We start from the raw sequence: 12,862 nt of genomic DNA, 5'->3' as shown, positions 1-12,862 counted from the left end.
CCCCCCCCCCCCCCCCCCCCCCCCCCCCCCCCCCCCCCCCCCCCCCCCCCCCCCCCTCCCCCCCCCCCCCCCCCCCCTTTCCAGAGCCGAAGCGGGAACCCGAGTTAATTGGACGCCAGGACTCCAGCCGACCGCTCTCCCGCTCCCCGAGCCCCCCCCGCCCCCCCCGGCGCCCGCGCCCGCCCCCTCGGACGGGCCGGGCGGCGGGCCGCGGGACCACCCCGCTCCGGTGGCCTCCCACGCGCCCCTGCCGGCCTCGCCGCCGGTCAGGCTCGCCGTGCCGCGGATGGTGGTGGAGGCTCCGGTCATCCGGCTCGGGCTCGACTCGCACGGGCGGCTCTCCACCCCGCCCATGAGCAAGCCGCACGAGGTCGGCTGGTACGCGGCGGGGCCGGCCCCAGGCCAGCAGGGCACGGCGGTGATCGTGGGGCACCGCGACACGAAGACCGGACCGGCGATCTTCCTCAACCTCAACGCCCTGCGCCCGGGCGACCCCGTCAAGGTCACGCGGAAGGACCACAGGACCGCCGTGTTCACGGTGGACTCGGTGCGCACGTTCGCCCGGGGGTCGTTCCCCAGCAAGAAGGTGTACGGAGACACGGGACGTCCCGAGCTCCGGCTGCTGACCTGCGGCGGGCGCTTCGACCGCAAGACGGGCTACAGCGCCAATGTGGTCGTCTTCGCCCACCTCACGTCCGTCGCCCGGGCCTGACCGGCGGGGCGGGGGCGCGCCCGGCAGGGCCGCGTCCTTCCTCCCGCCGCGACGGCCACGGTGTGGCGGCGCGCGAAAAGGGTCGCCAAGATGGAGGTGATGGACCGGTATCAGGGGGCAGTCGAGTGATGACCGCGCAGCACTGAGAAGGGACCGAGACCGTGGCACGACCGAGGATCCTCGTGGTGGGCGCCGGCTTCGCCGGTGTCGAGTGTGTACGCCGGCTCGAACGCAGTCTCAAGCCCGGCGAGGCGGACATCTGCCTCGTGGCCCCCTTCTCCTACCAGTTGTACCTCCCCCTGCTCCCCCAGGTGGCGTCGGGTGTACTCACCCCGCAGTCGGTGGCCGTCTCGCTGCGCCGCAGCCAGCGGCACCGCACGCGGATCTTCCCCGGCGGCGCCATCGGCGTGGACCACAAGGCCAAGGTCTGCGTCCTGCGCAAGATCACCGGCGAGACGCACAACGAGCCCTACGACTACCTCGTGCTCACCCCGGGGAGCATCACGCGCACCTTCGACATCCCCGGCCTCGAGGAGCACGCGCGGGGCATGAAGACACTGGCGGAGGCCGCGTACATCCGGGATCACGTCATCTCCCAGCTGGATCTGGCCGACGCGAGCGAGAGCGAGGCGGAGCGTGCCTCACGGCTGCAGTTCGTGGTCGTCGGCGGCGGCTACGCGGGTACGGAGACGGCTGCCTGCCTGCAGCGGCTGACGTGCAACGCCGCCGAACGCTACCCCCGGCTGGATCCCAAGCTGATCAAGTGGCACCTCATCGACATCGCGCCGAAGCTGATGCCGGAACTCGGCGACAAGCTCGGCCGCGACGCGCTGGAGATCCTGCGCGGCCGCGGCATCGAGGTGTCGCTCGGGGTCTCGATCGCCAAGGCGGCACCCGAGGAAGTCACGTTCACCGACGGGCGCGTGCTGCCGTGCAGGACGCTCATCTGGACGGCGGGCGTCGCGGCGAGCCCGCTGGTGGCGACGCTCGACTCCGAGACGGTCAAGGGCCGGCTGCTGGTCTCTCCCGAGCTCGCGGTCCCCGGGCTCGACGGCGTGTTCGCGGTCGGCGACGCGGCCGCCGTCCCCGACCTGGCGGCGGGCGACGGCGCCATCTGCCCGCCGACCGCCCAGCACGCGATGCGGCAGGGCAAGCGGATGGCGGACAACCTCATCGCCACGCTGCGCCGCCGGCCGCTGCGCCCCTACGAGCACAAGGACCTCGGGCTCGTCGTGGACCTCGGCGGAAGGGACGCCGTCTCCAAGCCGCTCGGCATCCCCCTGCGCGGCATGCCGGCCCAGGCCGTGGCGCGCGGCTACCACTGGTCGGCGCTGCGCACCAATGTCGCCAAGTCGCGCGTCCTGACGAACTGGATGCTCAACGCCGCCGCGGGCGACGACTTCGTGCGCACCGGCTTCCAGGCACAGAAGCGCGCCACACTGCGCGACTTCGAGTACACCGACTCCTACCTCACCGCCGAGCAGATCCGCGAGCACGTCGAGGGCGAAGCGGCGCTGCGCGGATAGGCGTGCGGAGACGCCACCGGCGGCAGTGCACGTGACCGGGCACCGGTGTGGCACGCGCGGGCGGGGTGCCTGAGACACCCCGCCCGCGCGCGTCCGCCGCCGCCTCGGATCACCCTCTCACTGCACGAAGTACGTGGGGTTGGGCAGCTTGTACGCGTGGTCGGCGTGGCCACCCGTCAGGTCGGACTGCTGGTCCCCGAAGTTGCCGATGATGTCGTAGCCGCCCGCTTCGATGTGCTCGCGGGTCGCCGACTTGAAGTGCACGGTGGTGCAGTTCCACGCGGCCGCGGTGGCGCAGTCGCCGAGGTAGGCGGGCGGGTTCGCCTTGTCCTTGGTGAACAGGTGGGCGCGGTCGAGCGGGGTGTCGTACCCGGTCGCCTTGAGGTTGAGCACGGCGGGCTCGCGCAGGCTCTCGGACAGGCCCGTCACGAAGAAGACCGCGACGCCGTGGTCCTTGGCGTACGAGACGAGGCCCGGCATACCGTAGACGGCCGGGCGGTCGGCCTTGGAGACGAAGGTGTTCCAGGTGGCGTCGTTGTACACGTAGTGGGTGGCGCGCTCGTAGGTGAAGCTGAGCAGCGCCGTGTCGTCCACGTCCAGGACGATCGCGGGCTTCTTGTGCGAGGCGTGCCCGCCGTGCCCGCGCCGGTCGTGCCCGCGCCCGTGGCCGGACGTCGCGCGCGCGATGTCCCGCTTCGCGCCCGCCTCGATGCGGGCGAGGTCGTGGGCGTACGGGCTGTCGGGGGACGCCTCCCAGGTGCCGTCGGCCGTCTGGTGCGCCCCGTAGTAGTCGTCGATCTGGCCGACGAGGAGCCCTATGTTCTCGGGCTCGCTTCCGGGGTGGCCGTGCGGTCCGGTGTCCGCGCCCGCGACACCGGTGCCGTAGAGGATGCCCGCGGCCAGTACGCCCGCCCCGACCGCGGCGGCGACCTGGTGCAACTTCCGCATGGAGATGCCCTTCCCGTCTCGAACATATGTCATGTTCATCGTTTGTCTACGCGCATCACACCACAGGTGCGCGGCGTTGGGGAGTCGTTCGGCGAACGCGGGGGCGACGGCCACGGGAGCGGACCCGCGAGCCCCCCGGAGTCACCGGCTCCGCAAGCAGCGGGGCGGTGCCGGGGGCGGCGGGAAAGAGGCTTAGTGTACGTGCCAGCAATCCGCACTGAAGGGACTTCGATGTACGACGCAGTGCTGGCAGAGACCGTCACCGTCAGCGGCCACGGCGGGGACAGGATCGAGGCGTACTCCGCACGCCCGATGGCCGCGGGACCGTTCGGCGGTGTCGTGGTGATCCACCACATGCCCGGCTATGACGCTCCCACCAAGGAGATCGTCCGGCGTTTCGCGGCCGAGGGCTACGCGGCCGTCTGCCCCAACCTCTACAGCCGGGAGGCCCCCGGCGCGGCACCCGACGACGCGGCGGCCGCGGCACGCGCCGCCGGCGGTGTGCCGGACGAGCGGCTCGTCGGTGACGTCGCCGGCGCGGCGGAGTACCTGCGCGGCCTGCCGTCGTCCAACGGCAAGGTGGGCACGATCGGTTACTGCTCGGGCGGCCGCCAGTCCTTCCTCGCGCTCGCGAGCCTCGACCTCCAGGCGGGCGTCGACTGCTACGGCGCGTTCGTCACCGGAACGCCGCCCGAGGGCTTCCCGCTCCAGGTGTCGCCGCTGAAGGACCGGGTGCGCGACCTGCGCGGCCCGCTGCTCGGCCTGTTCGGCAACGACGACCAGTACCCGTCGCCGCCGCACGTCGACGAGCTGGAGGAGGAGCTCAAGGCGCGAGGCAAGGCGTACGAGTTCCACCGCTACGACGACGCGGGCCACGCGTTCTTCGCCGTGGACCGCCCGAGCTACCGGCCGCAGGCCGCGATGGACGGCTGGCAGAAGATCTTCCGCTTCTTCGGGGAGCACCTCTGATGTGCACCTACCTCACCGAGAAGTTCGCGCTCGAAGGCAGCGGCAAGGGCGCGCAGGGCTACTTCGCGCTGACCGAGGCGATGGTCTACGTCGACCACCCGCAGCACGCGCCCTACGAGCACACGGTCAACATCGACTTCCTCAACCCGTCGCAGGGGCCGTCGTCCCGGGTCGCGGTCGAGCTCACCGAGGAGTCGGCGCTGGCCCTGATCGACGCGATCCGCTCCGCGCTCGCCGCGGCGCCTCCCGGCCTGACGTCGACCGCGCCCGCGAGCAAGGCCGCCTGAGCGGCCGTCGGGCCGTACGGTTCCGCTCCGGCGCGCGCTGCGCCGGAGCGGAATTGCCGCGCGCGCACGGGGCACCGTGCCTAGGCTCGGGCGCATGACCTCTGCCGAGCGCGCCCATGTCGCCATGTTCTCCATCGCGGCCCACGGCCACGTGCACCCCAACCTGGGCGTCGTCAGGGAGCTCGTGGCGCGCGGCCACCGGGTCAGCTACGCGATCCCGCCCTCGTTCGTGGACATCGTCGCGTCGACGGGCGCCCGGCCCGTCCCCTACACGTCGGTGCTGCCGACCGGCGACGACCCCGACGCGTGGGGCTCGGAACTGATCGACGCCGTCGAGCCGTTCCTCACGGACGCGATCCAGGCCCTGCCGCAGCTCGCCGCCGCGTTCGCGGACGACCGGCCCGATCTCGTCCTGTACGACTTCACTTCCTACCCGGCGAGGGTCCTCGCGCACCGGTGGGGCGTGCCGATCGTGCAGCTCTCGCCGAGCATGGTGGCGTGGCGTGGCTACGAGGAGGAGGTCGGCGCCCCGCTGTTCGAGCCGCTGCGGCGCACGGAGCGCGGGGCGGCCTTCTTCGCCACGTTCTCCGAGTGGATCGCCGAGAACGGCATGGCGATGAGCGTCGAGGATTTCATGGGCAGACCTGACCGGTGTCTCGTCCTGATCCCGAAGGTGCTGCAGCCGAACGCCGACCGGGTGGACGAGTCCGTCTACACGTTCGTCGGGTCGTGCCAGGGCGAACGTCACGAGCAGGGCGAATGGCGGCGCCCCGAGGGGGCGGAGCGGGTGCTGCTCGTCTCGCTCGGCTCGACGTTCACGAAGCAGCCCGCCTTCTACCGTGCGTGCGTCGAGGCGTTCGGCGACCTGCCGGGGTGGCCGGTGGTCCTGCAGGTGGGCCGGTACGTCACCGAGGGCGACCTGGGTGACGTGCCCGGCAACGTCGAGGTGCGGCAGTGGGTGCCGCAGCTGTCGGTGCTGCGGCAGGCGGACGCGTTCATCACCCACGCGGGCTCGGGCGGCAGCCAGGAGGGGCTCGCCACGGCCACCCCGATGGTGGCCGTGCCGCAGGCCGTCGACCAGTTCGGCAACGCCGACATGCTGGTGGGTCTCGGGGTCGCGCGCCGCATCGACACGGCCGACGCGACGCCGCGTGCGCTGCGGGAGGCGGTGCTCTCGCTGGCCTCGGACCCGGAAGTCGCCCGCCGGCTGGGCGAGATCGGCGCCGGCATGGCGCGGGAGGGCGGCGCCGTCAGGGCGGCCGACCTCATCGAGGCGGAGCTGGCGGCGCACCCGCGACGGTGACCCCGCTCGGGGACGCGCCGGCCGCCCGCGGCCGCGGGCGGTCTGCTCAGCGGCGCGGGAGCCGGTGGAACCTGACGTCCGTGAGCCGGCCACGGCCGGCCTCGGCGGTGGCGTACGTGAAGTACGGCTGGCGCCTGCGGTCCGTGGGTGAGCCGGGGTTCAGCAGGCGCGGCCCGCCGGGGGCCGTGGTGTCCCAGGGGATGTGGCTGTGCCCGAAGACGAGGACGTCGACGTCGGGGAAGCGCGCGGCGCACCGCTCTTCGCGGCCCCGCGCCGGGCCGGTCTCGTGGACGACGGCGAACCGGACGCCGCCGAGTTCCGCGTACGCCACCTCGGGCAGCCGGGCGCGCAGCGGGGGCCCGTCGTTGTTCCCGTACACCCCGGCGAACCGCCGTGAGCGCGCCTCGAAGAGGTCGAGTGTCGCTTCGTCGACCCAGTCGCCGGCGTGGATGACGGCGTCCGCGCGGGAGATCGCGTCGAGGAGCTCGTCCGGCAGTGTCTTGGCCCGCTTGGGCAGGTGGGTGTCCGAGGTCAGCACGAGGTGCATGAGGCCAGGCTAGTGCCCGTCGGCGCGTCCTGTGGTCGCACGTGCGTGCGTGGGGTGCCACGGCGGGTGTTCTCCGGACGGAGAGGCGCCGGAGTCCCTAAGGTGCCGGGATGTCCGTGAAGCAGTGGTTCGCGTCGTTGTTCCCGTCGCAGCGGTCCCGTCCCGGCAGGCCCACGCGCGTGTGTTTCGAGGCCGATTTCGCGTCGGCCGGCCAGTGGGTCGCCGGGCGTACGTCGGCGTATCCGGACGGGGGCCCCGTCAACCCGGGTGATAACAAGCTGGACCACCTGGTGTCGGGCGCGTCGTTCTGCCGGGACGGCACCTTCCGTGCGCGGCGGCGCCCCGACGGCCTGTGGGACACCGGCCTGCTGACGACCGAGGGCAGCCGTGACGGCTTCATGGTGCGCACCGGTGACGTGCTGGACGTACGGGTCCGGCTGCCCGAGGGGATCGGCGCGTGGCCCGCGGTGTGGACCTGGCGGGACGGCGGCAACGAGGTCGACGTGTTCGAGTACCACCCGGACAACCCGGATCTGCTGGAGCTGACCAACCATGTCGGCGGCGCGTCGCACGATCACAGGGACCCTGCCGTGCGGCCGGGCGGCCCGGTCTCGGTGCGGGTCGAGTTCGGCGCACGCTCCGTGGTGTGGTGGGTGGACGGCAGGCGCGTCTTCGCCGACGGCGTCGGCGTGGGCCGGGACTGGGAGGCGTACCTGATCGTGAACCTGTCCGTGTCCGCGGGGCGCTACCATCCGGCGCCCGAGCCCGGGTGCACCGCGCTCGACTACGACGTCGAGCGCCTGCGCGTGCACCGTCACTAGACTGGGTGGTCGCGAAGCCCGTTCGACGATGACGAATGCGTTCGACGATCATCGGGAGCAGCCCGGATGATGGTTCCATGACGAATCCGACGATCCTGACCGTGGACGACGACCCGACGGTCTCGCGGGCCGTGGCCCGGGACATCCGGCGCCGGTACGGCGACCGGTACCGGGTGGTGCGCGCCGGTTCGGGCGCGGAGGCCCTGGAGGCCCTGCGCGAGATCAAGCTGCGCGGCGAGCAGCTGGCCGTGATGCTGGCCGACTACCGGATGCCCAGGATGAACGGCATCGAGTTCCTCGAACAGGCGATGGACCTGTTCCCGCTGGCGCGCCGTGTGCTGCTGACGGCCTACGCGGACACCGACGCCGCGATCAACGCGATCAACGTCGTCGACCTCGACCACTACCTGCTCAAGCCGTGGAACCCGCCCGAGCAGCACTTGTACCCGGTCATCGACACGCTTCTCGACGCGTGGCTGGCGACGCCCGACCCGGCGGCGGCCATGACACGCGTGGTGGGGCACCGCTGGTCGCGGCCGTCGTTCGCGGTGCGGGACTTCCTCGCCCGCAACCTCGTGCCGTACCAGTGGCTGCCCGTGGACGAGCCGGAGGGGGCGCGGCTGCTCGCCGCGGCCGGCGCCGACGCGGCCTCGCCGCTGCCGCTCGTCGTGCTCGCGGACGGCAGCTCCCTCGTGTCGCCCGCGGAGGGCGAACTCGCGGCGCGTGTGGGCCTGTCGACGACGCCCGCGTCCGATTTCTACGACCTGGTGGTGGTCGGCGGCGGCCCGGCGGGGCTCGGCGCCGCCGTCTACGGGGCGTCCGAGGGGCTGCGGACGGTCCTGGTGGAGCGCGAGGCGACCGGCGGCCAGGCGGGGCAGTCGAGCCGCATCGAGAACTACCTGGGCTTCCCGGACGGTGTCTCCGGCTCCCAGCTGACCGACCGGGCGCGCCGCCAGGCCCTGAAGTTCGGCGCGGAGATCCTCAGCGCCCGGGAGGTCGTCTCGCTGGAGGCGGCGGGCTCCGCGCGCGTGCTGCGGCTCGGCGAGGGCGCCTCGATCGGGGCGCACACGGTGGTGCTCGCCACCGGCGTCTCGTACCGGCGGCTGCCCGCGCCCGGCCTGAACGAGTTCACGGGTGCGGGCGTCTACTACGGGTCGGCCGTCACGGAGGCGCAGAACTGCTCCGGCGAGGACGTGTTCGTGGTCGGCGGCGCGAACTCGGCGGGGCAGGCCGCCGTGTACTTCTCCCGGTACGCGCGGCGCGTGCACATGCTGGTGCGCTCCCCCGACCTGACGAGGTCGATGTCGCGCTACCTGATCGACCAGATCTCGGCCATCGACACGATCGAGGTCCACCCCTGCACCGAGGTGGTGGACGGCAAGGGCGACGACCACCTGCAGCAGCTCACCCTGCGTGACGTGCGTACCGGGGCGACGGAGACGGTCGACGCATCGTGGCTGTTCGTGTTCATCGGGGCCGCGCCCCGCACGGCGTGGCTGGACGGCGTGGTGGCCAGGGATTCGAACGGTTTCGTGGTCACCGGGCCCGACCTGGTGGCGGGCGGGCAGCGCGTGGCGGGCTGGCCGCTGCCGCGCGACCCCTACCACCTGGAGTCGAGCGTGCCGGGTGTCTTCGCCGCCGGTGACGTGCGGTCGGAGTCCGTCAAACGTGTGGCGTCGGCCGTCGGCGAGGGCGCGATGGCCGTCTCGCTGGCACACCGCTATCTGGAGGCACAGTGACCGCATCGGACCGTCCGTCGTCGCCGGAGGAGCTGCGCGGGCTCTTCCTCTTCGAGAAGCTGGACGACGGCCAGCTGCGGTGGCTGGTGGAGCGAGGACGGGTGGAGACGCGCGCGGCGGGCAGCGACGTCTACCACGAGGGCGAGCCCGCCACCTGCTTCTTCGTGCTGCTGAGCGGCTCGATCGCGCTCGCGCCTTCCGTGCACGGCAATGAGGTCGAGGTGAAGAGGACCGACCTGCGTGGCGCCTATGCCGGCGCGACACAGGCGTACCTCGGCGACCGGGTCGAGCAGGTGTACCCGAACACGATGCGGGCCGTCTCGGACTCCGAGTTCTTCGTGCTGCCGGCCGAGGACTTCGCCACCGCCGTCTCCACGTGGTTCCCCATGGCCCTCCACCTCCTGGACGGCCTGTTCTTCGGTACTCAGGCGACCTACCTGATGCTCAGCGAGCGGGAGCGGCTGCTGGCGCTCGGCTCGCTCTCCGCGGGACTCACGCACGAGCTGAACAACCCGGCGGCGGCCGCCGTACGGGCGACTGAGGCACTGCGCGACCGGGTCGCGGCCATGCGCCACAAGCTGGCCATGATCGCGGACGGCCGGCTGGACGGGTCGCGCCTGCACCAGCTCGTTGAGCTGCAGGACACCGCGGTGAAGCAGGCCGCGTCCGCGCCCGCGCTGCCGGCGATGCAGGCGTCGGACGCCGAGGACGAGCTGTCGGACTGGCTGGACGGGCGCGGCGTCGCGGGCGCGTGGGACATCGCCCCGACGCTCGTCGCCGGCGGCGTCGGGGTGCCGTGGCTCGCGACCGTCGCCGACACGGTGGGCGATGACCACCTCGACTCGGCGGTGCGCTGGCTCGCGTACGCGATCGACACCGAGCTGCTGATGGGCGAGATCGACGACGCCGTCACCCGGGTCTCCGACCTGGTGGGGGCGGCGAAGCAGTACTCGCAACTGGATCGCGCGCCCCAGCAGACCGTGGACGTGCACCAGCTGCTCGACGCGACGCTCACCATGCTGCGCGCGAAGATCCCGCAGGGGATCGGGATCGTCAAGGAGTACGACAGGACGCTGCCCGAGATCCCGGCGTACGGCGCCGAGCTGAACCAGGTGTGGACGAACCTCATCGTCAACGCCGTGGACGCGATGGGCACGGGCGGCACGCTGACCGTGCGTACCTGGGCGGAGGACGGCCGCAGGCTGCTGGTGGAGATCGGCGACACCGGGGCGGGCATCGCGCCGGAGATCAGGCCGCGGATCTTCGAGCCGTTCTTCACGACGAAGGGCGTCGGCGAGGGCACGGGCCTCGGCCTGGACATCTCGTACCGCATCGTGGTCAACAAGCACCACGGCGACATCCGGGTGGAGTCGCGCCCCGGCGACACGCGCTTCGTGGTGTGTCTGCCGATGACGCAGGAGGAGGAGCCCGGCTCCGCCGGCGCGGCCCTGCCGTCCTGAGCGGCTGCCGCTTTCTTCGCGTGGCGGCCGGGGACCGCTCAGGCGGTGGCCTCGAGGGCGGCCCTCTTGCGTGCCGTGGAGACGGCACGCGAGAGGTGGTCGATGTCGTACGCGCCCGTGTGGCGGCGGCCGTTGACGAAGAAGGTCGGCGTGCCCGAGACACCGCTGAGGTCGGCGGACTCGACGTCCTCGGCGACCCGGCGTGCCCCGGCGCGGCGGCGCAGGTGGCGGCCGAAGCGCTCGGTGTCCAGGGAGAGTTCCTCCGCGTAGCGGTACAGGTCCGCGGAGCCGAGGGCGCCCTGGTGGGCGAAGAGCAAGTCGTGCATCTCCCAGAAGGCCCCCTGCTCCGCGGCGGCCTCGGTCGCCTCGGCGGCGAGCTGAGCACGCGGGTGCACGTCCCGCAGCGGCAGGTGCCGCCACACGTAGCGGACGTCGTCGCCGAACTCGGCGAGCAGCTCCCTGATGGCGGGCTCGGCGCGTCCGCAGTACGGGCACTCGAAGTCCCCGTACTCGACGACGGTGACCGGCGCGTCGTGCGGCCCGCGCACCTTGTCCCTGTCGGGATCGACGGGCACGGCGAGGTCGATGATGGTCTCCGCGCTGCCCAGCAGGGCGCGCCCGCGCAGCACCTTCGGCAGGCGGCCGATGACCGCGGTCACCGTCCACGTCAGCAGGAAGGCCCCGGCCATGGCACTGAGGATGCCGATCTTGGCCTCCGTGAGGCGCTGCCCGTGGAAGGCCAGCGTCGCGATCAGCAGCGACACGGTGAAGCCGACGCCCGCCACGGTGCCGCCCGCGGCCGTCGCGCCCCAGCCGACCGGCGGACGCACCCGGCCTCCGGTGGCGGCCGCGGTGACGAGGCTGGTGCCGAGGATCGCCAGGGGCTTGCCGAGCACGAGCCCGGCCAGCACGCCCCAGGTCACCGTCGAGGAGAAGGCGCGGGACAGCTCGTGCGGGCTGATCTCGATGCCCGCGTTGGCGAGGGCGAACAGCGGCACGATCACGTAGCTCGTCCACGGGTGGAAGGTGCGCTGCAGCCGCTCGTTCGGGGAGATCGCGGAAGCGAGCCCGCGCCGCGCGCTCCGTTCCAGCTCGGGGGTCGGCTGCTCGCGGAAGCGCCGGAACAGCCCGCTCGCCCGCTCCAGGTCGCTGCGCGCGGCCGGGTACGCGTACGTGAGCAGGCCCATGACGAGGCCGGTGACCACGGGGTCGATGCCCGACTTCAGCAGCGCGACCCAGATGGCCAGTGCCGCCACGGCGTACACGGCGCCCGTCCGCACCTTGAGCGCCCTGACGACGAGGACCGCGGCCAGGATGCCGACCGCCACGAGCAGCGCGGACAGCGCGACGCTGCCGCTGTAGGCGAAGGCGATCACGGCGAGCGCCACGAAGTCGTCGACGACGGCCACCGAGAGCACGAAGGTGCGCAGGCCCGCCGGCAGCCTGCGGCCGAGCAGCGCGAGCATGCCGAGCGCGAACGCGGTGTCGGTCGACATGGCGGCGCCCCAGCCGTGCTCGGTGCCGTGGCCCGCGTTGATGGCCAGGTAGATCAGTACGGGGACGCACAGCCCGCACGCCCCGGCGAGCATCGGGAGCGCGACGCGCCGCCGCTCGCGCAACTCCCCCATGTCGAACTCGCGGCGGGCCTCCAGGCCCACGACGAAGAAGAACATCGCCATCAGGGCGCTGTTGACCCAGTCGCGCAGATGCAGGGAGACGCCCGCGTCCCCCACCCGTACGGACAGGGTGGTGCGCCACACCGACTCGTAGCCGTCGATGCCGATGTTGGCCCAGACGAGGGCGGCGATCACGCCGGCGAGCAGGACGGCCGCGCTGCCCGTCTCGGTGCGCAGGAAGGCGCGCCACGGTGAGTGGGAGGAGGAGCGGCACTCCGTCCTGCCCGTGTACGTGTCGCCCCTCGCGGGGCCGGCGGAATCCGTCACGCGTCAATTCTGCCTTGTGCGACGCATGCGCACGTCATCGGCGCTTCTGCCCCGCCCCGTCCCACCTGCCTCTCGTGGGGCGCGGACGCTCGCACGCGCGTCCGTTCGGATCGTCGGCAGACGGCAACTGTGCGAATTTTTTTGCCCTTTCAGGCCGGGGTTGCCCGTTTATGACCGGGCAGCGGAGACGGCACACGCGGCACAATCGCTGCGCGTGCCCCGTTCGGCTCTGCATAATCGCACCGCATCCACGAAGGGACCGTCGGTGAAGCCAGAATCCTGTCCGCGCTGTTTCGCCCCGGCGGGCGAGGACGGCCGCCCGGACTGCGCCTGCGCGGAACGCCCGGATCGCGAGCAGGACGGTGACACGGCGGCGCAAGAGGCGCCGGAGGCATCCGAGGCGCCCGAGGCGCCCGAACGGCGGGACGTCCCGGAAGGTCCGGTGGCGGCGGTGGCGGGGGCGGAGACCACGGCACTCGTCGCCGGCAGCGCCCCGCTGTCGGGGTCCGTGATCGACACCGGAGGCCCTGCGGCCGGCGTGGCGGAGGCGGACGGGCGGCGCGGGCGGCGAGGCGCGCTGCTCGCGGTCGCGGCCGGTGCGGTCGTC

11 protein-coding genes and 1 pseudogene are annotated in these 12,862 nt (G+C 72.7%); 9 read left to right on the top strand and 3 right to left on the bottom strand.

Going from position 1 to position 12,862, the window contains the following annotated elements:
• Together JFN87_RS27780 and JFN87_RS27775 are read left to right on the top strand one after the other, a co-directional pair.
• A partial coding sequence (locus JFN87_RS27780; RefSeq protein WP_372449293.1) for a class F sortase occupies positions 1–712 on the top strand: 712 nt, incomplete at its 5' end.
• 161 nt (positions 713–873) lie between these two features.
• The gene (locus JFN87_RS27775) at positions 874–2,238 is read left to right on the top strand and encodes an NAD(P)/FAD-dependent oxidoreductase (protein WP_209344326.1); all 1,365 of its coding nucleotides are present in this window, start codon (positions 874–876) and stop codon (positions 2,236–2,238) included.
• Positions 2,239–2,355: 117 nt separating this feature from the next.
• Here the strand turns inward: JFN87_RS27775 and JFN87_RS27770 are convergent, their stop codons facing one another.
• Positions 2,356–3,186: an HAD family acid phosphatase gene (locus JFN87_RS27770; RefSeq protein ID WP_209344332.1), complete on the bottom strand. Its 831-nt coding sequence runs from the start codon at positions 3,184–3,186 to the stop codon at positions 2,356–2,358.
• Positions 3,187–3,417: 231 nt separating this feature from the next.
• On the opposite strand from JFN87_RS27770, the gene JFN87_RS27765 reads away from it, so the two are divergent.
• The 3 genes from JFN87_RS27765 (at position 3,418) to mgt (ending at position 5,745) form a co-directional block, all read left to right on the top strand.
• A complete protein-coding gene (locus JFN87_RS27765; protein ID WP_209344324.1) occupies positions 3,418–4,155 on the top strand; it encodes a dienelactone hydrolase family protein in 738 nt (245 codons plus the stop codon).
• Complete coding sequence (locus tag JFN87_RS27760; protein WP_209344322.1) at positions 4,155–4,442, top strand: DUF6295 family protein; 288 nt, start codon at positions 4,155–4,157, stop codon at positions 4,440–4,442. Before JFN87_RS27765 ends, JFN87_RS27760 begins: the two co-directional genes overlap by 1 nt.
• Before the next feature lie 94 nt (positions 4,443–4,536).
• Positions 4,537–5,745 carry a macrolide-inactivating glycosyltransferase gene (gene mgt, locus JFN87_RS27755; RefSeq protein ID WP_209344320.1) on the top strand — a complete coding sequence of 403 codons (1,209 nt, stop codon included), beginning with the start codon at positions 4,537–4,539 and terminating at the stop codon, positions 5,743–5,745.
• 46 nt (positions 5,746–5,791) lie between these two features.
• Here mgt and JFN87_RS27750 read toward each other — a convergent pair whose 3' ends face one another.
• On the bottom strand, positions 5,792–6,292 hold the full coding sequence (locus tag JFN87_RS27750) for a metallophosphoesterase family protein (RefSeq protein WP_209344318.1): 501 nt from the start codon (positions 6,290–6,292) through the stop codon (positions 5,792–5,794).
• A 110-nt stretch (positions 6,293–6,402) separates the two neighbouring features.
• Here JFN87_RS27750 and JFN87_RS27745 point away from each other — a divergent pair, with 110 nt between their 5' ends.
• The 3 genes from JFN87_RS27745 (at position 6,403) to JFN87_RS27735 (ending at position 10,312) form a co-directional block, all read left to right on the top strand.
• Entirely contained in the window at positions 6,403–7,113 is a 711-nt protein-coding gene (locus tag JFN87_RS27745; RefSeq protein ID WP_245182085.1) for a glycoside hydrolase family 16 protein, read from the top strand.
• A gap of 77 nt (positions 7,114–7,190) precedes the next feature.
• On the top strand, positions 7,191–8,852 hold the full coding sequence (locus JFN87_RS27740) for an NAD(P)/FAD-dependent oxidoreductase (RefSeq protein WP_209344316.1): 1,662 nt from the start codon (positions 7,191–7,193) through the stop codon (positions 8,850–8,852).
• The gene (locus tag JFN87_RS27735; protein WP_209344314.1) at positions 8,849–10,312 is read left to right on the top strand and encodes an ATP-binding protein; all 1,464 of its coding nucleotides are present in this window, start codon (positions 8,849–8,851) and stop codon (positions 10,310–10,312) included. Before JFN87_RS27740 ends, JFN87_RS27735 begins: the two co-directional genes overlap by 4 nt.
• Positions 10,313–10,350: 38 nt before the next feature.
• Here JFN87_RS27735 and nhaA read toward each other — a convergent pair whose 3' ends face one another.
• Positions 10,351–12,255, bottom strand: coding sequence for a Na+/H+ antiporter NhaA (nhaA, locus tag JFN87_RS27730; protein ID WP_209344312.1), 1,905 nt, complete (start codon positions 12,253–12,255; stop codon positions 10,351–10,353).
• A 265-nt stretch (positions 12,256–12,520) separates the two neighbouring features.
• Here nhaA and JFN87_RS27725 point away from each other — a divergent pair.
• Positions 12,521–12,862: pseudogene (locus JFN87_RS27725) on the top strand (hypothetical protein); the annotation flags it as partial.

The organism is Streptomyces montanisoli (assembly GCF_017813245.1).
GTDB lineage: Bacteria > Actinomycetota > Actinomycetes > Streptomycetales > Streptomycetaceae > Streptomyces > Streptomyces montanisoli.
This window is presented reverse-complemented; position numbering and strand designations above follow the sequence as displayed.

Excerpts from the sequence above, each read along its gene's own strand:
- JFN87_RS27765 (WP_209344324.1), top strand. The coding sequence starts at position 3,418 with ATGTACGACGCAGTGCTGGCAGAGACCGTCACCGTCAGCGGCCACGGC.
- JFN87_RS27745 (WP_245182085.1), top strand. The coding sequence starts at position 6,403 with ATGTCCGTGAAGCAGTGGTTCGCGTCGTTGTTCCCGTCGCAGCGGTCC.
- JFN87_RS27740 (WP_209344316.1), top strand. The coding sequence starts at position 7,191 with ATGACGAATCCGACGATCCTGACCGTGGACGACGACCCGACGGTCTCG.
- JFN87_RS27770 (WP_209344332.1), bottom strand. The coding sequence starts at position 3,186 with ATGCGGAAGTTGCACCAGGTCGCCGCCGCGGTCGGGGCGGGCGTACTG.
- JFN87_RS27750 (WP_209344318.1), bottom strand. The coding sequence starts at position 6,292 with ATGCACCTCGTGCTGACCTCGGACACCCACCTGCCCAAGCGGGCCAAG.
- JFN87_RS27760 (WP_209344322.1), top strand. The coding sequence starts at position 4,155 with ATGTGCACCTACCTCACCGAGAAGTTCGCGCTCGAAGGCAGCGGCAAG.
- mgt (WP_209344320.1), top strand. The coding sequence starts at position 4,537 with ATGACCTCTGCCGAGCGCGCCCATGTCGCCATGTTCTCCATCGCGGCC.